17 protein-coding genes are annotated in these 25,518 nt (G+C 45.7%); 11 read left to right on the forward strand and 6 right to left on the reverse strand.

Features of this window, described 5'->3' with window-relative positions; translation table 11 throughout:
• Positions 1-392: 392 nt before the first annotated feature.
• Positions 393-1,829 (reverse strand): nickel pincer cofactor biosynthesis protein LarC, encoded by a 1,437-nt coding sequence (gene larC / locus QUB14_RS19660; protein WP_333218733.1) that lies wholly within the window; start codon positions 1,827-1,829, stop codon positions 393-395.
• A 75-nt stretch (positions 1,830-1,904) separates the two neighbouring features.
• Between larC and QUB14_RS19665 the strand changes: the two genes are divergently transcribed.
• Entirely contained in the window at positions 1,905-2,570 is a 666-nt protein-coding gene (locus QUB14_RS19665; RefSeq protein WP_333218732.1) for an L-threonylcarbamoyladenylate synthase, read from the forward strand.
• Between the two features lie 69 nt (positions 2,571-2,639).
• Here QUB14_RS19665 and QUB14_RS19670 read toward each other — a convergent pair whose 3' ends face one another.
• Complete coding sequence (locus tag QUB14_RS19670; protein ID WP_190738299.1) at positions 2,640-2,924, reverse strand: DUF427 domain-containing protein; 285 nt, start codon at positions 2,922-2,924, stop codon at positions 2,640-2,642.
• Positions 2,925-3,021: 97 nt separating this feature from the next.
• On the opposite strand from QUB14_RS19670, the gene recQ reads away from it, so the two are divergent.
• The 3 genes from recQ (at position 3,022) to QUB14_RS19685 (ending at position 6,899) form a co-directional block, all read left to right on the forward strand.
• Entirely contained in the window at positions 3,022-5,217 is a 2,196-nt protein-coding gene (gene recQ, locus QUB14_RS19675) for a DNA helicase RecQ (RefSeq protein WP_333218731.1), read from the forward strand.
• Positions 5,218-5,260: 43 nt separating this feature from the next.
• Positions 5,261-6,418 carry a hypothetical protein gene (locus QUB14_RS19680; protein WP_333218730.1) on the forward strand — a complete coding sequence of 386 codons (1,158 nt, stop codon included), beginning with the start codon at positions 5,261-5,263 and terminating at the stop codon, positions 6,416-6,418.
• Between the two features lie 172 nt (positions 6,419-6,590).
• Positions 6,591-6,899, forward strand: coding sequence for a UPF0175 family protein (locus QUB14_RS19685; protein WP_333218729.1), 309 nt, complete (start codon positions 6,591-6,593; stop codon positions 6,897-6,899).
• Positions 6,900-6,943: 44 nt separating this feature from the next.
• Here QUB14_RS19685 and QUB14_RS19690 read toward each other — a convergent pair whose 3' ends face one another.
• Complete coding sequence (locus tag QUB14_RS19690) at positions 6,944-7,882, reverse strand: leucine-rich repeat domain-containing protein (protein WP_333218728.1); 939 nt, start codon at positions 7,880-7,882, stop codon at positions 6,944-6,946.
• Between the two features lie 137 nt (positions 7,883-8,019).
• On the opposite strand from QUB14_RS19690, the gene QUB14_RS19695 reads away from it, so the two are divergent.
• The 4 genes from QUB14_RS19695 to QUB14_RS19710 all read left to right on the forward strand — a co-directional run bounded on the left by QUB14_RS19695 (position 8,020) and on the right by QUB14_RS19710 (position 12,327).
• Positions 8,020-9,969 carry a long-chain fatty acid--CoA ligase gene (locus QUB14_RS19695; RefSeq protein ID WP_333218727.1) on the forward strand — a complete coding sequence of 650 codons (1,950 nt, stop codon included), beginning with the start codon at positions 8,020-8,022 and terminating at the stop codon, positions 9,967-9,969.
• 144 nt (positions 9,970-10,113) lie between these two features.
• Positions 10,114-10,554: a YlqD family protein gene (locus QUB14_RS19700; RefSeq protein WP_006631983.1), complete on the forward strand. Its 441-nt coding sequence runs from the start codon at positions 10,114-10,116 to the stop codon at positions 10,552-10,554.
• Positions 10,555-10,727: 173 nt separating this feature from the next.
• Entirely contained in the window at positions 10,728-12,032 is a 1,305-nt protein-coding gene (locus QUB14_RS19705) for a dihydrolipoamide acetyltransferase family protein (protein WP_333218736.1), read from the forward strand.
• A gap of 211 nt (positions 12,033-12,243) precedes the next feature.
• A complete protein-coding gene (locus tag QUB14_RS19710; protein ID WP_333218735.1) occupies positions 12,244-12,327 on the forward strand; it encodes a hypothetical protein in 84 nt (27 codons plus the stop codon).
• Between the two features lie 203 nt (positions 12,328-12,530).
• Here the strand turns inward: QUB14_RS19710 and QUB14_RS19715 are convergent, their stop codons facing one another.
• Positions 12,531-13,961 carry a DUF3370 domain-containing protein gene (locus tag QUB14_RS19715; protein ID WP_333218726.1) on the reverse strand — a complete coding sequence of 477 codons (1,431 nt, stop codon included), beginning with the start codon at positions 13,959-13,961 and terminating at the stop codon, positions 12,531-12,533.
• A gap of 134 nt (positions 13,962-14,095) precedes the next feature.
• Between QUB14_RS19715 and QUB14_RS19720 the strand changes: the two genes are divergently transcribed.
• Positions 14,096-14,329: a hypothetical protein gene (locus QUB14_RS19720; protein ID WP_333218725.1), complete on the forward strand. Its 234-nt coding sequence runs from the start codon at positions 14,096-14,098 to the stop codon at positions 14,327-14,329.
• On the opposite strand, the gene QUB14_RS19725 is transcribed toward QUB14_RS19720, so the two are convergent.
• Both QUB14_RS19725 and QUB14_RS19730 read right to left on the reverse strand, forming a co-directional pair.
• Positions 14,301-19,613, reverse strand: a complete 5,313-nt coding sequence (locus QUB14_RS19725) for an AAA family ATPase (RefSeq protein ID WP_333218724.1) — start codon at positions 19,611-19,613, stop codon at positions 14,301-14,303. The two genes, QUB14_RS19720 and QUB14_RS19725, sit on opposite strands and share 29 nt — an antisense overlap.
• A 122-nt stretch (positions 19,614-19,735) precedes the next feature.
• A complete protein-coding gene (locus tag QUB14_RS19730) occupies positions 19,736-21,988 on the reverse strand; it encodes a carotenoid oxygenase family protein (RefSeq protein ID WP_333218723.1) in 2,253 nt (750 codons plus the stop codon).
• A gap of 658 nt (positions 21,989-22,646) precedes the next feature.
• On the opposite strand from QUB14_RS19730, the gene surE reads away from it, so the two are divergent.
• Both surE and QUB14_RS19740 read left to right on the forward strand, forming a co-directional pair.
• Positions 22,647-23,324 carry a 5'/3'-nucleotidase SurE gene (gene surE, locus QUB14_RS19735; RefSeq protein ID WP_333218722.1) on the forward strand — a complete coding sequence of 226 codons (678 nt, stop codon included), beginning with the start codon at positions 22,647-22,649 and terminating at the stop codon, positions 23,322-23,324.
• Positions 23,325-24,551: 1,227 nt separating this feature from the next.
• Complete coding sequence (locus QUB14_RS19740) at positions 24,552-25,424, forward strand: pentapeptide repeat-containing protein (RefSeq protein WP_333218721.1); 873 nt, start codon at positions 24,552-24,554, stop codon at positions 25,422-25,424.
• Positions 25,425-25,518 lie beyond the last annotated feature (94 nt).

Below are 25,518 nucleotides of genomic sequence, written 5' to 3' on the forward strand. Positions count from 1 at the left end.
TCTTGCACTTTATTCTCGCTCGCGCGCTCGAAACCTTTCGCGACGCAATATGCACTCGATTATTCAGCAAGCCCTATATATAGCGTGACACAAGTTACGATCGCCCGTTCAAGAAAAGTGAGCGATCGTCGTAAGATTCAAATTGAACTGCCCAAAGAATCACCGACTTTCCTGTTAAACAAGTACGCAACGTATAGTTGGGTCTTTCAGTTCGTGTTTGAGGTAGTCTGACAGTAATTCCTGCTTTAAGTGGTCTACGGTTTTTTCAACCATTCGCGCTGTTTTTTTTAGGAAGTTATACGCTAAAATTGCACAAGCAATATGATTCCTTTGAATCAATGCTTTGCGGCATTGACAGGCTTCTATACCCTCTTGTAAGTCACTGTAATTGATTAAGTGCGATCGTACCAACTTTGCAGCGCCAAGCGGTGAACTTCCCGCCAGCTAATATTTCTAAGTCTGGCAATTTCCGCGCAATCTTCGTATTCCGGCTGTACGTTAACAATCGTTTCTCCAGACTTCGCAACTTTTATCTTGACTTCGCCGTATTCTGTTTGAACTGTCTGGATTTCCCGCTGCAAAATAGTTCTCTGTTGAGTCGATCGCCTAATTCCCAGAGTAGTAGTTTCGCGAAAGATCACTGCTTCGCAAGCATCCTGAAATTCGGGATGACAAATCGCAGTTAACAAAACCCCCAGCCGCGACTTTTTCATCACAATTGGGGCAGTAAAAACATCCAGAGCTCCGGCGGCAAACAAAGCATCAAAAACATAGCCGATCGCCTGCGGACTCAAATCATCAATTTGCGTTTCCAATACCGTAATAGTTTCTATGGCATTGGGCATTGGGCATTGGGCATTGGGCATCGGGAATGGGGAATTGTTTAAAAACTTCTCTCTTCCTTCTTCCCTCTTTCTGACATCCGTTACATCCTGTACAGTGCTCGTTGCCGAACTTGCTTCTGACTTCTCCCCAATCCAGAGGCGCAAAATATTAGGAATTGCCAGCATTCGAGAACCTGCACCCAAACCGATCGCCTGAATTTGCATCGGCGGTGGCGGGCCGAAAGCAGAGGCTAGAGTACAGGCGATCGCAGTTCCCGTAGGAGTGCACAATTCGCGATCAATCCCATTGCTATAAACTGGCACTCGGTGCGTTTCCCACAACCGCATCACCGCCGGCGTCGGCACCGCTAACTTACCGTGGGCCGCCTTCACCGTACCTGCACCAGTCGGCATCGCCGAAAAGTAAAACTCCTGAATATCCAACCAATCCAAACCCAAACAAGTACCCACAATATCAATAATTGCATCCGCCGCCCCTACCTCGTGAAAGTGAACCTCGCTTGGGGGGATACCGTGTACGGCCGCTTCTGCCTCTGCTAATTTGCCAAATACGGCCAAACTCCAAGCTTCCACGCGCGGAGGCAATTTTGCAGAGACGATGATTTGCTCAATTTGTGGCAAGTGGCGGTGATGAGTGTGGCTAATTTCGGCATCTGGTTCGCCGTGATGGTGAGAATGTTCTTCCCCGTGATGATGGTGGTGGCGGGCGTCAAAAGTCGAAGATTCCGTTTCCGAGGGATCGAGTTCGGTAGCGGAATTTTTGGGTTTTAACCACAAATCCGCAGCTAAATCTACATAAAATTTAGTTGCTTGTTGAGTATTCCGGTGGACTAATTCCGTCCGCAACTGGTACTCTGTCGAAATGCCGAGCAAATTGAGTTTTTCGATTAGGTAGTCTAAAGGAACGCCAGCGTGGATGAGAGCTCCGATGCACATATCGCCAGCAATGCCAGTTGGACAGTCAAAATAAGCTATTTTATTCATTGTTAACAATTAATTTTCAACATTGATTGTTTCACTGGATATTTCGATCGCCCACTTAGCCTGCAATATCTTAACATGGCAACTATTTATGAAGTGCATCCAGTTGCACCCCAAAGAGACCGGATCGAGAAGATTACAAAAGCTCTAAAAGATGGGGCCGTGATGCTTTATCCGACTGATACAGTTTACGCGATCGGCTGCGATATCAACTCCAAGCCTGCAGTAGAACGAGTCAGGCAGATCAAGCAACTATCCAATGATAAGCCTTTAACGTTCTTGTGTTCCTCTCTGTCAAATATCACCGACTATGCGGCAGTCAGCGATGAAGCATACAGAATTATCAAGCGGTTAATACCGGGGCCTTATACATTTCTGCTACCAGCTACCAAGTTAGTGCCACGGTTGGTAATGAACCCAAAACGGAAAACCACTGGAATTCGCGTTCCCGACCAGCGGCTTTGTTTTACACTGTTGGAAGCTTTGGGAAATCCAATTATTTCAACATCCGCTCACATTACCACGGATGATGAAGGTGCAGCACCAGTCGCTGCATCTAAAGCAGAAAGCTTTGGCAAAGCTGAGCTGTTTGACTGTTTTTCAAAGCTAGTGGATGTCATTGTCGATGACGGTTCCGATCCGGGATATCAAGTTTCTACCATTCTTGATTTGACACAAAGCGAACCGATTGTTGTTCGCCGTGGTTTGGGTTCGGAAGCTGTCGCCGTTTGGGAAAAAGATTAAAATTTTAAGGGGCAGGTTAAGCGCTAAATTCGCCCACAACCCGCCCCCTTTTTTTAGTTCTAAACTGCTTTAAGCCTCTACCTTAACTCCTTTCCAAAAAGCAATATATCCGGCAATATTTTTAGCAGCATCTTTCGGAGTAGGATAGTACCAAGCAGCATCTTTATTAACTTGTCCGCCGACTTCGACACTGTAGTAACTAGCAACACCTTTCCAACCGCAAGTAGTGTGAGTGCTGCTGTCCTTGAAATACTCGCGGTTGATGGCATCGGCGGGGAAATAATAGTTGTTGTCTACAATTTCGCACTTGTCGCTCTCGGCCAAAACGGCACCATTCCAAATTGCTTTCGGCATCAGTTTTTCTGCTTAAATTGAGATTCTCAATTATTGTAACTGTATTTGTGCTCAAAAGGCATAGAATAGTTTAGAAGCCAACAACCAACTACTGCAAATGTCAGCGTCTAATCCGCCAATATCTTCTGTGCCGCTGCCCCTGGAACAAGCACTCAAACATTTTTTTGGCTATGACTCTTTCCGCCCGGGGCAGCAGGAAATTGTCGAAGCTGCTTTACAAAAACGGGATATGATGATTGTCATGCCGACGGGCGGTGGCAAGTCTTTGTGTTTTCAATTACCGGCACTGTTGAAACCGGGATTGACAGTGGTTGTTTCGCCGTTAATTGCTCTGATGCAAGACCAGGTGGAAGCTTTGCAGGATAATGGAATTGGGGCGACTTTTCTCAACAGCACTTTGAGCAGTCAGGAAACCCGATCGCGCGAAACTGCGATTCTCGAAGGTAAGATTAAATTGCTTTATGTTGCACCCGAACGCTTGCTGGGTGAGAGATTTTTACCGTTTTTAGATATAGTAGCAAATAAGTTAGGAATTTCGGCATTTGCGATCGACGAAGCCCACTGCGTTTCGGAATGGGGGCACGACTTTCGACCAGAATACAGGCAAATGCAACGAGTGCGCGATCGATATCCCGACATTCCCATTATGGGACTAACCGCCACCGCCACCGAGCGCGTCCGCCAAGACATTATCCAGCAGCTAACTCTGCGAAATCCCTACATCCACGTCGCCAGCTTCAACCGCCCCAATTTATACTACGAAGTCCGCCCCAAAACCAAGCACAGTTTTGCCGAAGTTTTGCAAATTATCCAAAAAAAAGGCGGTTCGGGAATTATCTATTGCCTCAGCCGCAAAAAAGTTGACGAAGTTGCCTATAAATTGCAACAAAGTGGCATCCAAGCCTTACCCTACCACGCCGGCATGAACGATGTCGATCGCGCCACCAATCAAACCCGCTTCATTCGCGACGACGTGCAAGTAATGGTAGCCACAATAGCCTTCGGTATGGGCATTAACAAACCAGACGTGCGGTTTGTAATTCACTACGACTTACCCAAGAATCTCGAAGGATACTATCAAGAATCAGGCCGCGCAGGCCGAGACAACGAACCCGCCCATTGCAGCTTATTTTTCGGCTACGGCGATGTCAAAATGATCGACTACATCATCGAGCAAAAACCTGATCCACAAGAACAACGAATTGCCCGCCAACAGTTGCGTCGAGTAATCAACTATGCAGAATCCACTGAATGCCGTCGCACAATCCAGTTAAGTTATTTTGGCGATTCATTCCCCGGAAACTGCGGTACTTGCGATAACTGTTGCAACCAAAAACCCGTAGAAGATTGGACGATTGAGGCAATGAAATTTCTTTCTTGCGTCGCCCGATGCCAAGAAAAATTCGGCATGAATCACATTATTGACGTGCTGCGCGGTTCAAAAAATCAAAAAATATTGCAATACCAGCACAACCAACTTTCTACTTACGGAATTGGCAAAGATAGAAGTGCCGACGAGTGGAAAAAATTGAGTCGTTCGCTGTTAAACCAAGGTTTTTTAGACGAAAAAACCGACGGATTTCCCATTTTGAAACTGAATGAAAAAAGTTGGGAAATTATGAAACGTCAGCGCACAGTTGAAATCGCCATTGAACCGCAGCGGGAAGTACAGGCGAAAGTACGGTCTTTGGCAGTAGAAGTAGAAGCTTTATTTACCATACTGCGGACGCTACGCAAGCAAATTGCCGACGAACAATTTGTGCCACCTTACGTAGTTTTTGCCGATAAAAGCTTGCGAGACATGGCAGAAAAACGCCCGCAAACTCTCACCGAATTCGAGGAGGTTTACGGCGTGGGTAGCAACAAGCGAGATAAGTACGGTAAAGTTTTTTTGGAGGCAATTCGCACTTTTTGCCAAGAACAAGGATTGCCAAGTGGTGCTGCATCTTCTGATGTCGCTAATCTTCCCAATCTTGCTAACGTTGCGTCTTATTCGCAGATGCAAACCTGGGAATTATACCGACAAGGTTTGACAGTTCAAGGAATAGCTAATGCGCGGGGCATGAGCCCTAATACTATTTCTGGGCATCTGATAGAATTGATGGAAATGGGCAGGGAAGTTGATATAAATTTATTGGTAGAATCGGAACGCCAGCAAGCGATAGTGTACGCTATTGAAGTTATGGGGGATGAGAAACTGAGAGCAATTTATGATTTCTTGGAAGAACGTTATACCTTTGAGGAGATTAAGTTTGTGCGCGCTTGGTGGCGGCAAAATTATGTCGGTTTTTAACCGCAGATGTAGGCAGATGAACGCAGATAAACGCAGATAATTGATGGGAGGAAGGCTACTCTTCGGCGCACATTACGGCTATCATCTGTTGTTTAGTTCACCCTACTTCATGCAGCTTCACCTGAGTTCGGCTAACTCCAACCAACTCGTAGTAATTGAGCAGCCTGCAGGTTACTCATTGCGACTTCCCAAATGCCTTTTGCAGAATAGCTGTAAAAGTTACGAACAGGCAGAAAGCATGAAAGCTACTGGTAAGCTGTATACAATTGATTTGGCTGGGAATCAGTATCAAAACCCTCGCTACTTGCAAAGTCGGGCCAGGATTAACTCGCTCATCGACCATTATATGTCATTGGAAGTTTTGAGCGATCGACTTTCCGATCTGCCCCAGCAATTTTCTGCCCCGCATCCCCGCCCTTGGGAGCCCATAGATTGGCAAGGAATCAATCGCGACCAAATTATTGGTGTCAAGCCAGAAATATTTTTACAAATTTTGGCAAGTGCGGCAGAAATTGAAGCTCCCATCCGCAGCTACGGTAGAGAAAGTTGGTGCTACTTACAGCATATTTACCCGCAAATGGCGCGCTTTATGGGAGGAATGTTTGATGATAACGGCAACATTCTAGAGATAGGTGTCTGGGAAAAAGAAGAACGCCAACATTGCCCGACATTTAGGAAAATTTACCAGCAACTTACAGCAGAAAAACTGCAAGTTAAACCCAATTCTGTGAATGGCTGTCAATCCACAGGTGACGCTTGGCAAGATACCTACAAACACGTGATTAGTCGCCTGAGTACCGAGTGGGGAGCTACTTCTGTTTATTTATGGTTGATGGTACACTCAACAGGAGCGTTGCAACAGGCAATTTCCCAGCCTTTACAGGATGAAATCAATCATTTGGCTAAGTTTTGGGGTTTCAGCCGTTGGGTATTCTCCCAGAGTTATTTCAATCAACTAAAAGGCTCTACCAAAAACCTGATTGCTTTGCTGAAACACCATCAGATTGAACGCACGCACGGCAATGATGTGTTTAATACTTCACTCAGTCTCAAACAGATTTCTTTGGTGTTGGAATTGACTTTTACATTCACGCGAGTGATGGTGCGGCTGCGGCGCTGGAACCGCGAACTCAGTCGCAGTTATCTCAGACATTTGTTTGGCACAGCACCGATGGTGGATGCACCGCGCAAGGTCGCTTAAATAGGACTTATGCAAGGGAGCAATTTTTACACTATTTGTGGGGATAAGGTGCGGTGTGCTTCGCCCTACAGATAGTGTCTGTGGGTAAGTCCTGTTAACAAAATCAAACCCGAATTGCCAAATTAAACGATCGCACTTCAGAGACTATCCAAATTAAAAGGTAGTATAAATCATGCAAATTACGATCGACCTTCCCGACAATCTCCCCCTGACAGAAGCCGAGGTACGGATAGAATTGGCGATCGGACTTTATCAGCAACACAGCCTCAGTTTAGATAAAGCCGCTCAACTGGCTAAAATTTCAGCGGACGATTTCTACCAAATATTAATCGATCGCAATATCGTCACCCCGCCTGCCGCTCCCGATGACGAACCGACAGAACTCATACTAGCGAGCCTTCGCAACTCTATGCAGCAAGTTAAAGAAGGTAAATTACATCCTATTGCCGCACTGTGGGAGGGGATTATCGATCGCGTTTGAAAAAGTAACCAAATTCCTAAAAGTTTGAGCATTTAATTTCAGATTTACCACTCACAGATAGACTCTGGCTTGAGCGGGCAGGTTTTGAGCGCGATCGGATTGTCGATGAGGCGGAGCACAGTCAGTTTAGTCAAGGATGCTAGCGGTTTGATATCGCCGATCACATTGCCGTCGAGGGAGAGCTCACTCAGGTTAGTCAAGGATGCTAGCGGTTTGATGTCCCCGATTTTATTGCCGGTGAGGGAGAGCGCTATCAGGTTAGTCAAGGATGCTAGCGGTGTGATGTCGCCGATCACATTGTGGCTGAGGTCGAGCGAACTTAGGTGAGTGAAGGATACTAGCGGTTTAATGTCGCCGATCACATTGCCGCTGAGGTCGAGCCAACCCAGGTTAGTCAAGGATGCTAGCGGTGTGATGTCGCCGATCACATTGCCGCTGAGGTTGAGCGAACTTAGGTTAGTCAAGGATGCTAGCGGTGTGATGTCGCCGATCACATTGCCGCTGAGGTTGAGCGAACTCAGGTTAGTCAAGGATGCTAGCGGTTTGATATCGCTGATCTTATTGTCGTAGAGGATGAGCGTCGTCAGGTTAGTCAAGGATGCTAGCGGTTTGATGTCGCCGATTTTATTGGCGCTGAGGAGGAGCCCAGTCAGGTTAGTCAAGGATGCTAGCGGCTTGATATCGCTGATCTTATTGTCGCTGAGGATGAGTTCCGTGAGACTCGAAAGTTTCCGATCGGCTGCATCGCAATCATTAGTCTCTGCTTGCTCCAACAACACGTCAACAGTATGTTTGGTTTGAGGACTCAAATCAGCTTTTTGGCGGCACCAATCCGCAAATGTTCGTCTACTATCTTCTGGTTGCGTCTGTGCAACTTCGGCGGCAAGTAGATTTCCACATGATGCTAGGACGATCGCACTCAAAGCAACTACTATCAACCTTGGTAAATTCATCTGTTTCTGTGCAACTATAATTTTCATCATTTTGTATCCCTAATTTTCTAAATAGACAATGGCAAGTTTACAAACTGTCACGATACTGCCACAAAGTTCTAAAATAACTGTGATATTAAACTAAAATCTCCAATAATTTTATCTCCGAAAACTCAGGAAAATACCCTATGAACAGCCCAGCATCTTACACATCGTCTCAAATGACCGATCGCGATCGCGCTAACCTCAGCCGCCTGATCGATTACAGTTCCATTCAATCGATACCCGAATTTTGGGCGATCGTCAAACAAAAATTCGGTCAAACCGTCGCCCTCCACGACCCCCACAGCCAGCCAGAAATCAAACTCACCTACACCGACCTCTACCAGCAAATCCAGCAATTCGCCGCAGGCCTCCAAGCCCTCGGCATCGAACCAAATCCAGGAGAACCCATCCCTCCCCGCGTCGCCCTCTTCGCCGACAACAGCCCCCGCTGGCTGATAGCCGACCAAGGTATCATGATGGCCGGGGCAGCCAACGCCGTTCGAGGCGCCACCGCCGACCCCGAAGAACTTTTGTACATCATCCAAGACAGCGGCAGCACCGCCTTGGTAGTCGAAAACCGGGCATTACTCAAAAAACTGCAACACCGCCTCCCGGATTTGCCCATCCAACTCATCGTCCTCCTCTCCGACGAAGAACCGGAAACCAGCCAAACCCTAAGCACAGTCAAATTTTCCCAAGTCATGACCACAGGGGCAAACCGCCCCCTCAAACCCACCAACCACAAGCCTCAAACCCTCGCCACCCTCCTCTACACCAGCGGCACCACCGGCAAACCCAAAGGCGTCATGCTGACTCACGGCAACCTGCTGCACCAACTCACGACCTTGGGCACAGTTCTCCAGCCCGAAGCCGGCGAATCTGCCCTCAGCATTCTGCCCAGTTGGCACGCCTACGAACGCAGCGTCGAATACTTCCTGCTTTCCCAAGGATGCACGCAAATTTACACCAATATTCGCTATTTCAAACAAGACTTTAAAACTTACAAACCCCAGTACATGGTCAGCGTTCCGCGCATCTGGGAATCGATTTATGAGGCCGTACAAAAGCAATTTCGGGAACAGCCACCTAACAAACAAAAATTGGTGGATTTCCTGTTATCTGCCAGCCAGCAATACATCGAGACCCGCCGCATTTTTCAAGGATTAACTCTCAATTTAAAACCTGCTTCTGCTACTGAAAAACTAATCGCCCGGACCAAAAGCATTCTGTTGTCGCCCGTGCACGCCCTCGCCGAAAAACTGGTTTACCAAAAAGTCAGGGAAGCTACAGGGGGACGCTTAAAATGGGCGATTAGCGGCGGCGGTTCTTTGGCCGCGCATATAGACAATTTCTTTGAAATAGCGAATATCGGTTTATTAGTGGGATATGGTTTAACCGAAACGTCCCCGGTTTTAACCGTCCGCCGCCCTTGGCACAATCTTAAAGGTTCCGCTGGACAGCCTCTAGCCCATACGGAAATTAAAATAGTAGACCCAGAAACCAGACAGCAACTGCCAACAGGCCAGCGCGGTTTAGTATTGGCGCGGGGGCCGCAAATTATGCAGGGCTACTATCTCAATCCCCAAGCGACTGCCAAAGCCATAGACCCCGAAGGCTGGTTCGACACCGGCGACTTGGGCTGGCTGACACCGGGAAACGACTTAATCTTGACCGGGCGGGCCAAAGATACGATCGTCCTCAGCAACGGCGAAAACATCGAACCCCAGCCCATAGAAGACGCCTGCCTCCGCAGCCCCTACATCGACCAAATTATGCTAGTAGGTCAAGACCAGAGATCCGTCGGCGCCTTAATTGTCCCCAATGCAGAAGCTGTGCAGAAATGGGCAGAAACTCAGAATCCCCCCTTACACGAAATTGACTGGAATAGCAAGACCATTCAAGATTTATTCCGCAAAGAATTGAACCGAGAGGTGCAAAATCGCCCTGGATACCGCGCGGACGATCGCATCGGCCCGTTCCGGTTGATTCAGGAGCCATTTTCGATGGAAAATGGAATGTTGACCCAGACCCTTAAAATTAAGCGCCCGGTTGTGACGCAACACTACCGCGATATGATTGACGGGATGTTTTGAAATATTCGCAGGACTTGGGGAATGGAAAAGAAAAAATTATCCCAACACCCGAGTCCCGAGTCCGAGTCCTCAGTCCTGGGCCATTAGTTCATGTTTACCAACTAATGACTAATGCCTAATTCCTAATTGACAAGCAACAACTTTATGGAACCACAATTACTCTTGAAGCGATCGATTAACGTTAAAGTCGTCGTTACTCCCCGCTGGAAAGAAGAAGCTCAACAGCAACTCCAAGCCCAAATCAACCAAATAGACTCTCAGCTACAACAGCTCGAAATGCAAGGGCAGCGGATGGTTTCAGAAATCCAAAAGCAAAATCTGCAGCCCCCAGGCCCGCAAGTAATGCAGCAAATAGAAAACATTCAAGTGCAGGTGAATCAAAGAAAAAGCGAACTGCTAGAACAGAAAAACCAAAACCTGCAACAGCTTCAGCAAGTGCAGGTGCTAGACCTGGAACAAGAAGTGAGTCAAGGTCAAATTGACGGCACATTCACTGTCGGGCTGGGAGAAAACTTGATTCAAAAAATGCAAGTAGAAATTCTCCTCCGAGACGGCATAGTCGAAGAAATTCGAGGTGATATTTAGAAATTGGTAAGTGGTAATTGGCGATCGGTAATTGGCAATTGATTGTGAGTCAACAGTCACACATCAAGAATGCGAGAGACTGGCATAATAATAAGTATTGCCCGTGGCCGATCGCCAATGATCAATTGCCAAATACAGATTACCTATTACCAACACACAAGGACTTTTTACAGATGATTCGCGAAGTTTTCATGCCAGCCCTGAGTTCGACAATGACAGAGGGCAAAATTGTTTCCTGGGTCAAATCCGCCGGAGACAAAGTAGAAAAAGGCGAAACGGTGGTAGTCGTTGAATCCGACAAAGCCGACATGGACGTGGAGTCTTTCTACGAAGGCTATTTAGCAATAATTATCGTACCTGCAGGCGAAGTTGCTCCGGTGGGAGCAGCAATCGCCCTAGTAGCAGAAACGGAAGCCGAAATCGCCACAGCTCAGCAGCAAGGAGCCGGCGCCCCAAGCGCAGCAGCAGCCCCCGCTCCCAGCCCCGCTCCTGCCAGCGCACCTACAACATCAGTAGGTTTGCAGCAAAATGTCAGTCGCCAAAACGGCCGCAGCGTCGTTTCTCCCCGCGCTCGCAAGTTAGCCAAAGAATTTAAAGTAGATTTGAATTCTATCAAAGGCAGCGGGCCCAACGGTCGCATTGTCGCAGAGGATGTGGAAGCAGCAGCCGGCAAAGCCCAACCCGCTCCGGTTCAGCAACCCGTAACAGTCCCCGCAGCACCCGCACCGGCACCCGCAGCACCTGCAGCGCCCGCCCCCGCAGCAGCCAAACCCGCCCCCGCAGCAGTCCCGGCGGTGGCACTTTCTGGTCAAACAGTACCGATGAACGCGCTGCAAAATGCGGTGGTGCGGAATATGGAAGCAAGTTTGAGCGTGCCGTCTTTCCGCGTCGGTTACACAATTACTACTGATAATCTGGACAAACTCTACAAACAAATTAAGTCGAAGGGCGTCACGATGACGGCTATGCTGGCGAAGGCTGTAGCAGTAACTTTACAAAAACATCCTCTGCTGAATGCTTCTTATGTGGAGTCGGCGATTCAATACCGCGCTGATATTAATGTGGCGGTAGCTGTGGCGATGGACGGCGGCGGTTTGATTACGCCGGTGCTGCAAAATGCCGATCGCCTCGATATTTATTCGCTCTCGCGCACTTGGAAGGATTTAGTCGATCGCGCCCGCACCAAGCAGTTGAAGCCTGATGAATACAGCACGGGAACTTTTACTCTTTCCAATTTGGGAATGTTTGGAGTAGATAAGTTTGACGCGATTTTACCGCCGAATCAAGGCTCGATTTTGGCGATCGGCTCTTCGCGGCCACAAGTAGTGGCTAATGAAGATGGTTTGATGGGAGTGAAGCGGCAAATGCAGGTGAATATTACTTGCGATCACCGGATTATTTACGGTGCTGATGCGGCGTCTTTCTTGCAAGATTTAGCGAAATTGATTGAGACAAATCCTCAGTCTTTGACGCTTTAATTAGTTAACTGTTGACAGTTGACTGTTGACAGTTGACTGTTGACAGTTGACTGTCAATGTTTGGCAATCAACTATTCAAAGGAGCTCATCTGGGAAGCTTCCAACAGCTAAGAGTTTATCACTTAGCAGAAAAAATATCAAACTAAATATGGTTTTTTCTTAAAAAGTGGGACGACTTTGCTAAGGATACGATGGGTAAACAAAACAAATAATGCGATCGGCTGATAGTGTTGGTTTTAATCTTGCAGAGGGACATGGACGCTATAGCTATCAAGAGATAATCAGCGTTTTGTGAAAATTGCTCTTGGGTTCATTAAACGAAGCAAGACATTGGTTGAGACTTGACGGATATCGCAATCTTTTGACTCAAGAACAGAGCGATCGACTGCATCCGTTATTAAATGAACTTTCACCAAAACTTAATGCCTATCTTAACTCATTAAAACAAAAACCCAAAGGTTAACAGTCAACCGTTAACACTCAACCATTAACCACCAACTAATTACTCGATCGCACAGTCAAAACTTGCGGCGGCGTCGCATCCGGCGGATACAAGAAATCCACCTGCACCAAACGGCGTTCCCCCGGCTTCATATTCACATTCACCAAAGGTTCCCCCTGCTGTCCCCTGCGCTGCACAATGTGAATGTAGCGCGTCAAAGTCTTGCCCGTATCATCATTAAACATCACCCGCACCGTACCTCGGAAAAATATCCGATTTTCGGGAGGATCGTAAAACATCAATCCCCCCGATTCTGTATTTGCTTTAATCGGTGTTTGCAATTTAATGCTAACAGATTGGGATTCACGAGATTGGTTGTAAAGCGGAAAAGTTAAGTTGTATTGAATCCCGTAATTACCGTGAGCAAAATAAGCAGTATCGGGATAGCGAGCTAACATTTTAGCGCTTTGAACTTGACCAGTTCCAAAAGTACCCGTATCAGTAGTGCTCAAAGCATAAGAAAATGACTCGCCGCGCTTGGGAATAGTTAAATAATCCGTTCTCGAATTGTCCGTAATTTTAGCTTGCCACTGGGAACCTTCAGCTACTCCTGCCACGCGGCCATAAATTTTTTGCACCGGATTTTCGCCTCTCGGAGTTGGTGCTAAATCTCTCGGCCCCGCTAAACCTTTGGTATTTAAAATATTTTCCCACTGTTCTAATGTGGGATATTGCTCGACTCCTCCTTGACTTTTAGGAGCAAACATGGCTAATGATGCTACATAAACCGAATTGCTGCTCGACATTCGCATCAAGGTCGATCGACCATTGGAAGAAGGCGTCACATTCCCCACAGGTATCGGCAAATTCATCAGCATTCGGCTCTCATTCGCCGGAATCTCGATCGCAGCCGGCAAAATGGCTTGTCTGTATCCCCGCAGCACATCGCTCGTGATGCGGCTTCCAGGCCCCGCAAACACAGTGCCAAATCGATTCTCTAAATACGACGGTAAATCGATAAACAAAGCATCCGGGCGAGTTAAATAAGTCGCTCCTTGCAAGACATTTAAAGTAACAGGTTCGGAGTTAGGATTGTGGACAATTATTCCTTGAAATAAGGTGCGAGTTTCTTCGCGATTTTTAGCTTTGGCGATGTGGTGGGCGAAGATGTCAAATCGGCCTTTGAAAGGAAAGTTTAAGTGTGCAGAAGGTACTTGTTTTCCTTCGGGCCCAAATGTGGATAGCAAAATGCCTTCGGTTTGCACAACTTCGGGGCTGTTGCTGTTGAAAACCGGGATGTTGTCGAGTTGTCCCGGTAAAACGCGCACTTGCTGGGGCACAGTTACCGTTTTTAGCAAGCTGCTGCTGGGCTGTGGCGGTAAATCCAGTTCGTTTTCGGGTAGGGGGACTTCTGGCTGGATCAGCAGTTGCTGTTGGGTGGGAGGTGCGGCGATTGTTTGAGCGAGGGGGAAAATTGGCAAAAACATTGCTGTAAGCGCGTTTAACTGAACTTGTGTTGATATTTAGCCGATCCTCTTCGAGGGCTCCGCTAACGGGCGATCGACACAAAACTTTACCACAAGTTGGTTGATGTGTTTGAGGAATGTTGGATTTTAGGTGAATGTTTGCGGTAAATTGGGCGATCGCCCAATTTATGACTTTGGAGAAGTCGCGTCCAAGGAAGGCAATGCAGCGAGCCTCTTCGTCTCGATCGACTACACCCCCACTATACAAGTCCGGTGCAACCGGACTTGATATGACCAATTACCAATTACCAATTACCAATTACCAATTACCAATTCCCAATTCCCAATTCCAAACTTGCGTTATTTCTGTTTTAGAACTACCAACGTAATGTCGTCAAAAACTTTATGTTTGTCAATATGTTGCCGCAGATGATCAATTACTGCTTCTCGAATTTCTTCAGCCGTTTTGTGGCGATTTTCTTTGGCGACTTGGCACAATCTTTCTATGCCGTAATACACTTTATTTATATTTACAGCTTCGGTAATTCCATCTGTGTAAAGCACTACTACATCCCCTGGATTAAGATGCACTTGAACTTGGGAAACAAAATCAGCAATATCTTCCTCTAATCCCACAGGAAAGCCGAGTTCCATTGTATCGATCCGTTCGATATTACCATCAGTACGGACTACAATTATTTCTTCATGTTGACCGCTGATGGTAAAGTTACTATCTTGATAATCTAACAAAGCCAAGGTCATGTTTTTAGACGAGTCGATGCGCTCGATATTGGCATAAAGGGTGCGGTTTAACACATCAAGAAACTTCACCGGATCGGTTTCGTTCATTTGTTGGAGAGTGCGGACGGCGGTTTGCGCCATAATCATTAATACGCCACTTTCTAAACCATGTCCCGTAACATCGCCGATGCTAATTTTTACCTTATCATTTTGGGTTAGCACGTCGTAGTAGTCGCCGCCAACTTCATCGGCAGGTTGCATATATCCAGCTATTTCTAATCCTTTAATTTTATCAAGTTCTGATTGTTTGGGCAAGATCATTTGTTGCAGTCGTTTGGTGACTTCCAACTCAGCACTGAGGCGGATGTTTTCGGCTTTAAGTTTGTTGTTGAGGGCGCTAATTTCCTGGTTTGCTTGGGCGAGTTGGGCAGTGCGCTCTTCTACTTTTTGTTCCTGCGTGTGGTAAAGTAAGGCATTTTCTAGCGAGATTGCTGCTTGAGAAGAGATCAGTTTTAAAACTTCCAGCCGCGTCGGAGTGAAAGCGCTAGTTGCCAAATTATTTTCAAAGTAAAGTAAACCCATCATTTTGCCTTGATTGATGATGGGAATACATAAGACTGACTTGGGTTGATGCGTCCTAATATAAGGGTCTGTTCTAAAAGCTCCTTCAGCCTTAGCATTATTTAAAACGACAGTTTTGAGAGTCTTTTCCACATAATAAATAACGCTTAAGGGAACAACTTGCTCTAGTTCAATCTGGGGAGATAACAAGACATTAATATCGCTGTCCTCAACTTCCCCAGCGGCTGCGATCGCAAAACCTTCTGACTGATTCAAAATCAGAAATCCTTTTTGAGCGCCAGCATTATTGAGCGCAATTTTCATAAATTGTAAAATCAGTTCGCTTAAAACAATTTCCCCAGAGATGATTTTGGAAAATTTAAGCACAGAAAGTAGCTCTAATCCTTCCAAGCTACCTCCTGTTGTTAATGTCGTGGTATTAAAATCAAGACCGAGATTTTTTTGAGCTGTTATTCTCCCAAATATTTTTGGATACCTTGACTCTAAATCTTGGGCTTTTGCCGTAGCTCCCCAGCGAATATAAGCGTAGTAGGATTCGTTCAGATAGAACCGACTCATATGTTCGCGATCGCAAGCAAAATGAAATTCTCCAGCCAGTTCTTTAGCAATAGCTTCATCTTCCATGCGTTCGTAGTCTATCGCTCCCGATATCGCTCTTTCGTACAAGTTAATTGCTTGCTCATTTTGCCCCAAAATCCGCGCTTTTTCTGCCTCGATCAGGTCGTACTTGTGCTGATAGTTCATCGGCGCGTCTTGCGCCCAGCATTTCATTTTTTCCTGATGAGATTCTACCAATTCCAGATATTGCTGTTGCTCCCTCGGCGCAGCGCTGTTGTAATTAGCGAGCAGGATCAGCGAATAATAGAAGTAGTGAGCGGGAAACGTCATCATGCCGCTATCGCCTCTGAGGTGTTCGTGAGCTGCCAAAATGCAGGCAAGAGCCTGGGAATAATCTTTAAATAAATAACAGAGAAAGGCTTTGGCCTGGTAAACTAATAACAGCGTTGTTGCATTTTTCGTTTCCTGCAAATATACCAGCATCGCTGCTTCATCAAAACTTTTGCCTTGCAGCAGCATTTTATCTGATGATAATCCTTGCAAATTTAAGGTCAGTTGATGCCATACCTTAATGAAATTGAGCGGAAATTCCTGTTTGATTTTATTTAAAAGTTTGATATAGTCGCTAATGTTTACATCGACAATTTCTAAGCGTTTGCCGCTCAAGAATAGGTTGGTACAATAGTGGAGTACGCAATAGCCTGCATATTGGTAATCTCCCGTTTCCAAACCAGCTTGAATCGCCTCTTCTAACGGTGCAATACTTTCCTTAGCCTGCTCTTTCCAATGGGATATCAAACCGTAAAATGGCGCATAAACTCGACATTTGAGTTTGTTGTCAGGAAAAATATCTAGGAGTTTAATCGCCCACTGCCCGCAGTAATATCCCGCCTCCAAGTCTGCCATCGGCCCGCACAAAATTATGCCGTAATTTGCGTAAGCGATCGCTGCCAGAGCTGAATAACCCCGTTCCACACAAAGATTGACCTTCGTTAAAACGATCTGAACAAAGGTTGAAGGCGCTGAGATCGAAGCAGCTGCCGTTGCCGTTATCAAGATTCGCAGAGCTGCTAGCAAATAGGGATCGGTCATTTCGGGAAGGTTTTCTAACTCTTCTAATCTCGGCATCTGCACGGAACTGCTGCCCTCGCTGGGCAGAGGAGCTAGGGAAACTCCGAGCATCTCTACCGCTTGCAGTCCGGTTTCAAGGGCTTTGGATAGCTGGTTTTGAGCGATATAAAATTCAACTTTTAGCTCGTAAACTTTCACCTTTTCGAGCAGGGTTGTTGCCTGTTGCAGCGCTATTTCTGCCAGTGCAGCAGCTCTCTCGAAGTTGGTACACAAGTATTCTGCTTCTACAGCTTCTATATAGAGGTTGAGCGTGAGTTCGTAATTGCTTTGCCAGCTAGAAGCTGCCAGGAGTTCCATGCCCGCATTAAAATAATTGGCAGCCGCTTCGGAGGCTGTTGCTGCTTTAGCTTTCCGACCTGCGGCGAGATTCAGGGCAGCGAGTTGGTTTTTTTCTGACTGCTCGGTGATGAACTCGCTGCCGATATTCAGTTGATTGACGATCGCAAAAATGTTTTCTTCTTGCTGAGATGGGGTCGTATTTTTCAGCAGCAGTTGACCAATTTTGAGGTGAGTTAATTTTTTTTGGTCTTCGGCAATGAGAGAATAAGCTGCTTGCTGTACGCGATCGTGCAAAAACTTGTAAGGAATTTGCACAGATGCAGTTTGACGGCTGGCGATATCGTCAAGGTGCATCTGTGCCAATTCGCGGTCAAAAAAGAGCGGAATTTTGTAGGCGTCGTTCAAGGGGAGAATCAAACCTGCCTCTAGGGCAGACCACAGTTGATTTGCCGTTTCTACAGGAGATTCTTCATTGACGATCGCCAAAACATCTAAATAAAATCTGCTGCCGATACAAGCTGCTAACTGCAAAATCTTTTGACTTGCTTCCGGCAGCCTTTGAATCTGCTTTACCATTAACTCGACAACGTTATAATCCGCAATTCCTATCGCTTGAATTTCATCTATTTCCCACTCCCATTGGCGACTATTAAAATTGTAAGCTAACAGCTTTTCTTCATAAATATATTTTAGCAGTTGATTTAAAAAGAAAGGATTGCCTTGAGTTTTATTAAATAGCAGAGCGGATAAACTTTGGGATTTTTGGCTTTCCTTGAGAGTGTCGGCAACTATTTGATTGACATCTGTACTACTCAAAGGTGCGAGAGTAATTGTTGTTAAGTTAGCTGAATTTTCTTGATTATTTTTCAAAGTTTGCATCAAAGGATGCGTCGGACTAACTTCATTATCTCGATAAGCACCAATCATCAGTAGATATTGGCTGTCGGGGTTAGTCACTAGCAGTTGAATTAACTTGAGCGACGATAAATCAGCCCACTGCAAATCATCTAGAAAAATAACCAGCGGGTGTTCTGGTTGAGTAAAAACTTGAATAAAGCTGGCAAACACCCGATTAAATCGATTTTGAGCTTCAGTTGCTCCCACTTCTGGCACGGGCGGCTGTTCGCCAACGATCAGTTCAACTTCGGGAATAACTTCTGTAATAATTCGGCCTTGCTGGCCTAATGCGTTTAAGAGTTTTTGTTTCCAATTCTCTATCTGTTGCGGACTATCCGTTAATAGTTGGCGCATCAGATCCGAGAAAGCTTCTATCAGAGAAGCGTAGGGAATGTTGCGCTTAAATTGGTCAAATTTACCCGAAATGAAATAGCCATGCTGCCGGACAATCGGTTTGTGAACTTCATTAACTACAGCAGTTTTCCCAATGCCTGAATAGCCAGCTACTAGCATCATTTCCGCTGTCCCATTACTGATGCGGTCGAAGGCGGCTAGGAGTGTCTGAACTTGTTCAAATCGACCGTAGAGTTTCTGCGGAATTTGCAATTGACTTGATAAATCTTCTTGACCAATTTGAAAGTTGTCAATTTTCCCTGTAGTTTCTAATTGAGTTAAACACTGTTCTAGATCGAATTTCAAACCTTCAGCACTTTGATAGCGTTCTTCAGCAGTTTTAGCCATCAATTTCATCACAATTTCTGAAATTGCTTGAGGAATCTGGCTGTTAATTTTTGCTGGTGGTACGGGTTGAATGGCAATGTGGGAGTAAATTAATTCGAGGGCGTCAGTGGTCGGAAAGGGCAGTTTCCCTGTTAGCATTTCATAAAACGTGACGCCTAAAGAGTAGAAATCCGTTCGGTAGTCGATTGCTCGATTCATCCGACCTGTTTGTTCTGGGGATAGATAGGCAAGAGTTCCTTCTAATAAGTTGGGGTGGCTGAGGGATTGATTCTCTTTAGACAGGCGGGTGGCAATACCAAAATCGGTAATTTTTACTTGATTTGTGGTAAAATTGACGATGATGTTTTGGGGTTTGATATCTTTGTGAATAATGCAACGATCGTGCAACTGAGCGAGGGTAGATGCTAGCTGAATCGCGATCGCTAGAAAATCTCGTATTTGTGGCTGCTTAAATTTTTCGCTATCTGAGAGAGCAATTCCGCCAAAATCTTCCACAATTAGGATAAATTTGCGGTTCCCCAATTCTTGTAATTCTAAAGGTTTAACTATACCCTCTATATTAAGGTTTTTGGAAACTTCATATTCCTGTCTTAAACGGGTAATTTCTTCTAGATGAGGATACTCGTTTTTGAGGATTTTAAATATCGCTGGCTGTCCGTCTGACTCTTTGATCCCTCGATAAATAACAGTATTAAACCCTTGGTAAATTTGTGAAGTAATTTTATATCCGCGAATTGCTAACATAGGTGTCTTAATCTTGAAGTGATCTCAGTGCCATCATATATAAAATACAATATAGCGATCGCGCCAACTGCTAGTCAGTTGAAACAGCGATCACTTTTGAGTTAGCAATCTGACTTGCGGAGCTAACTAAGGCTACAGTCACCGCTGTCTTTTGGTTCTCGCTTCGGATATACCCACTCGTTAAAGAACTCCTGAATTTCTTGAGGTTGCTGTTTGACTAAATATTCGTAATCTTGTTTCACCGGAATATTATAACTAGCCGTCCGTTTGCCAATCTTGGACAACCAAGTCGTGTGTACGGAAATCCCAAAATTAAGTTGTGGATGCCAGAGTTTGCATAGGGGGCCGCTCTTCAAATCCGCAGCGTCGAAAATCCAGATTTCATTGCCGTTGTCAGGTTGCTCATCTGTACCATTATAAACTACACATACAATATAGCCGTCTGTTGAGCCGCCTGTTCCGCCCGCGCGGGGGACAAATTGCGGCGAGTTGCCGAAATAACCTGTGTCAAATTCGTATGAGTCTTGAATCTGCAACCGATTTTCATTTGCTTCAAGGGTATCCAGATCTGCTATGTGCAGTCGTAACAAGTTAGATTTGATGCCTTTTTTGGTCAGATGGCGCACTTCATCGGCTGGTATTTCCCGATATTTATAGTTTTGATACATTTTGAGTCCTTCTTCGGTGAAAATATCTTCCCAGCATCCAAAAAAGCTCCAGTATATATTTTCAAAGTGTCCAGAAGGCGGATTTTCACGGTAAGCATAAAGTGCTGGTCCCCAAGTGTATTTGCAATATTCTTTACCGTTGGTCTGAGTATCCTGGCAATATTTGTTAGGCTGGTTGTCTGCATAAACTCCTGTCAAATCGCTTCTGGCAACTTTGATTTGTTTGGCATCCTTAGCATCGAGTACGTAGCATCCCATGCGACTAATATCTAATGGCCCTACTGTCATCCCAAACATATGGGGTAAGCCTCCATTGTTGTCTGAGTTGCTGAAATCGATCTTGCGAATCCATTCAGCTACATCCCAAGCGCATACGTGAGCTAAGTGCAGCGTGATTTGATCGTTCGGATTTTTATAGTCTGTGAGAAAGTGCGTGGTTTCCCGGGGAATGACAACCTGTCGCGCTACCACTTTCTTGACATCTGATTTCAGGTCAGTGCGGCGGACAATGTAGATGGTACTGTCGGGTAATTGCGGGCGATCGATTAAGTTTCTCAGCCGTTTTTCTATTTCTTCATATTTGGGCTCGTTTGGCGCCGGAAGTATTTCTTCTAGTAAGAATTTAAAGGCAGTGTCCATCAGCACCACGTAGTCTTCAGTCAATCCTATCTGGTGCATACTCTGTTTAATTGCGATCGGGCAACCATTGGGGTGCGTTACCTGCCATTTATTAATTTTTTCTTGGCCATCCCAGGAAATCACATAGACAAAGTTGGCAAATATATTAAAACTTTGCAGCAGACTCCATAATAAATGAATTGTTTTTTTAAAGGCTGCTGCTAATCTTTGGAAAAAATTTTTTTGAGCGGGAACTTTCTGAAATCGTCGCTGGGAGGGATTTCTGATGCTGTCAATCAAACCGAATGCCCAATAGATGACTGGACGCAATTGAGCAATAAAAGTAGAGAGCGATCGCCCGCTGTTGACAGTAAACATTTCCCCTGTGTTCTCGTCAAAACAAGGATGGGCTGAAGTCTGAACTAATTTAAACGGAAAAGGCGGTTGTAAGGGAAGGTTGGCTAATAGCGGATTAAAGGCTCTCCAATCTCGATCCCAACCCACGGGCGTGACTGCTTCCAGCGTTTTTGTATCAATTTCGTAGGGACGCCCTATATCCCAAGTTATCAGCAGTCTTTCGTTGTCTTCCTGAAGAAATTTCATGGGCAGAAATCCGGTGTTTAGCTGATTGCGAATCCCTAACTGGTCAGACATTCGCATGATGCCGCGATTTTTAAATTTCAGGTTAGGCTGGCATTTATTTGTGGCGGCGTCGGCATAGTAACAGGGGGTTTTAGCAATTCTAGTTGTGAGAAATACTCCTTCCTCAAGATTGTCAAAATCAAAGCGATAAACCATACCGTCGCCGTTGTAGAATGGCGTGAAACCATCACTGGAAGGAAATACAATATCTTTGTTATCATCGCGAGATTTGGAGTCAACAGAGCCTGTGGCTGAAATAATAAATACGTGACCTTGCAATCCTGACGGAAGTTGTTTTCCGTCCTTAACTAGCAGTTTTAGCGGGCAATACTTGGCCTCTGGGTTATCTTCTCTTAGCCCAAACTCTACTCGACTAACTGACAATACTGATCGCGGGAAACTACTATTTTTTTCAACCTTATCGTCGTTTTCTACAGATTGGTTCATAGTTTTTATAGGGTTAAATTTGAGATGAATGACACCTGCACTAATTGCTCTTAACTTAAGTTGCTAGTTATCTCAAACAGGCGGCTAATGGCTGCTAATTCGAGTAAAAAACTTGATTAGCAAGCTGGCAATTAGCAACACCGCAGTTTATAACTAGAAACTTGCGTTATTAGTCACCGTAAGCGATTCAGCGAAAATCAACTCGACTTAAATAGTGAATTATAATTATATCATATATTTTCTTCTCCCGTGTGGCTCTCTCGTACTTATGGTGATAACGTAAGCTAATAATTTAGCACGATCGAGGGTTTCAACGTTCAGTCTCAGATAGTTAGTATCATCTGCTACTTTTAACACCAAGCATCGGGGAGAGCCGAGGAAAAAATTATGTGATTAGATGTTTGCATCGACACTGATGTCATGAATGCTGCACTGGGGCAAGCGTAACAAGTCGCTTTAGCTGTCATATCAAGGTGCGACTGGGCTAAAATGTGGCGCGCCACATTTCTGGGGCAACTGTTCAATTAATGCCATGATATAAATGTGTGGCAATGCTCATACTGACGATCGCCACCAACCAACAACCAATTTGGGCTAGAACTACCAGAAGGTTGCCAGCCTCTGCGCTCTCAAATCGGTTCTATAAAACCGACACATAATGACGATAATTTTAACCAACGACGACGGCATCGACGCTCCAGGCATTCAGGCACTTTTGCAGGCTGTAGAAGGCAAAACAATTATGGTGGCTCCGCAGGGGCAATTGTCGGGCTGCGGGCATCAAGTGACGGCTCACAGTCCGATTCATGTCGATCGGCGATCGTCCGTGGAATATGCTGTAGGGGGAACACCGGCCGATTGCGTGCGTATTGCTCTTCATCACGTTTGTGCGAAACCGGATTTGGTGCTTTCGGGTATTAACGCGGGCGGCAATTTGGGGGTTGACGTGTACATTTCGGGTACGGTTGCGGCTGTGCGCGAAGCAGCCATGCACGGTATTCCGGGAATCGCAATTTCCCACCGGATTAAAAGGCCGCTCGAAATTGACTGGGATGTCGCTACTCGGTGGACATCGCGGGTGTTGGCGGATTTGCTGAATCGGGAACCAAAGTCGGGGTGTTTCTGGAATGTGAATTTGCCGCATTTAGCGCCGGGAAGTGCGGAACCGGAAATTGTGTTTTGCCAGCCTTCGACGCAGCCGTTGCCCGTGGTGTACCGGATGGAGGGAGAATACTTTTATTATGCCGGAGAATATGGATCGCGCGATCGGGCGGCGGGGACTGATGTTGACGTGTGTTTTGAGGGTAATATTGCGGTGACTGAGATATCGCTGTGATAGATTTGGGCGATCGAACTATATTTTTTTTCAGCAAAGTTTAAATAGCCGATCTTAAATTCGATCGGCGACAGAATGTTTTATTTTCATGGCGAAAAACAGATTTCATTATACTTTGGGTTGAGGACTGCATATACCCTAGGTATAATAAACCTGTTTTCCTATTATCCAAAAATAGGATATTGTAATTTATTCAGAATTGATACTACTAAAACTTAAACACAATTAATCACAGTGCTGAGAGTGGCAGCTATCTCTACTTGCGGCCCTCGCTGCTACCATAATTTTTTTTGTCATCCTTCGGCTTAGCAACACCATCAGGTTGTTTCTTTGGCTTTTTGACTTCTTTGTTGCTTTTTCTTTCTTTTGACATAATCCTTCCTCAATTGTGACTCAGCATAACATAGATTGACACATTTGCCTAACTGTCCGTAGAGGGGGTGATCCTATACAGATACTACTTGCTGTTAGTTTTGTATCATCTGCAGTATATTATCTCCTAGGTTTTGAACGAATACCCTCTACCGTTAGGCATATCGATAAAATCCTCAGAAGTACAAGGTCTGAAATTACTTTTCTCCCCGATGACTTAAGGAAATATTGAAAAGCACGATCGTATAACTGCTGCGAGACAACCGAAAAAAATTCTCGCTGATTAAGCTGTTGTTCCACCTCTAATTTTTATGAAAAATGACAGTAGATAAAATATGGAGCTATGACCAGGCCAGCCTTCGGGACACCTGAGGCAAACACAACTAACAAATTTGCAGTCTCCGTTTAAAAAAGCTGTTAGTCAGAGTGGACAACAAGAATATTGATTTTAACTATTGATTAACAATTCGGACAGTGTTTGATGGCTTACCTACTGAGAATCACGGTTTCACGGATCTCAGTACGATCGCAACGCTTGCCGAAGCACACTAGAGATCCACGATAAATCAAGGGTTTCAGACTATGACCTCAAAAAGGTCGGGACTCTGGAAAAAGCACAAACTATAGCAATCCTCGCATCATTTGTGAATTTCTTGCTCCCGAGCGAGCGGGTTCGGGGAGGGTTGGGGAGGGGTAAAAATTTACGACTCCTGCAAGGATTGCTATATATGTATAAATATAAAGTTAATTGTCAGCTTTCTTGAAAGTGCGAGCGCCTCCACTCCATTTGAGATAAAATATCTATAAAGAGTGTTTATTTCTAGATAAATTTCTGCTATTAGGAATCTGACCCGTATGGAAGTAACCGAGCTGCTCAAAGAGTACGAAAATGGAAACAGAGACTTTGCTGGCGCAAACCTCAGCGGAGCAAACCTCAGCGGAGCTATGTTGGTTGGCGTAAATTTTTCCAGGGCTAACCTGTCGGGAGCTAACCTGAGTCGGGCGCATCTCACTAAAGCAGAACTCAACGACGCAAACCTTTACAGGGCAAATCTGAGTTTTGCCAAAATGGGTCAAGCCAGACTAGCGGACGCAGATCTCACGAAGGCCAATCTCAGCGGAGCTTTCCTCGTCAAAGCAAAACTGCCCAGGGCAAAGTTGAGTGGCGCCCAACTCATAGGTAGCAACCTGGCGCTCGCCATCCTCTGGAACGCCAATTTGTGTACAGCCGACCTGCAATTCATCAACCTGCGGGGCGCAAACCTCACGGGAGCCAACCTCAACTGGGCCAACTGCGGAGGGGCAAAACTCAGCGGTGCAAAGCTTTTTGGCGCTCAACTAACAGGCATCTATCTCAGCAAAGCTTACATCAATGGCATCGACCTGAGCAGGACGGATCTCAATGGCGTGAACCTGAGCGAAGCCAAACTGAACGGGGTAAACTTGGAAGGCTCGAACTTGTTAGCCTCCAATCTCGCCGGGGCTCAGTTGCGGGGTGTCAAGTTGATGGGAGCAGATTTAACCAGGGCAAATCTGGTGGGAGTTTCTTTGGTGCAGGCAAACCTTGATTGGGCTAGGCTGTGCTATGCAGACTTGAGCGAAGCCGACTTGAGCGGGGCAACATTCACGGGAACCAACTTTGAGGGTACTCAGTTAGCCGGCTCAACAATGCCCCCATCTTTGAGCAATGATGTCTACTTAACAGCAGCACGTGGTGTCGCAGCTTAGGCAACGAACGCCAAAAATTAATTTCGCATCCGAGTGGACGACTCTCGCATTGGTTTAACTGTTTGATGCAGACATCATTACTTTTGTGAGAGTG

The sequence above is a fragment of the Microcoleus sp. B3-D2 genome (assembly GCF_036705345.1).
GTDB lineage: Bacteria > Cyanobacteriota > Cyanobacteriia > Cyanobacteriales > Microcoleaceae > Microcoleus.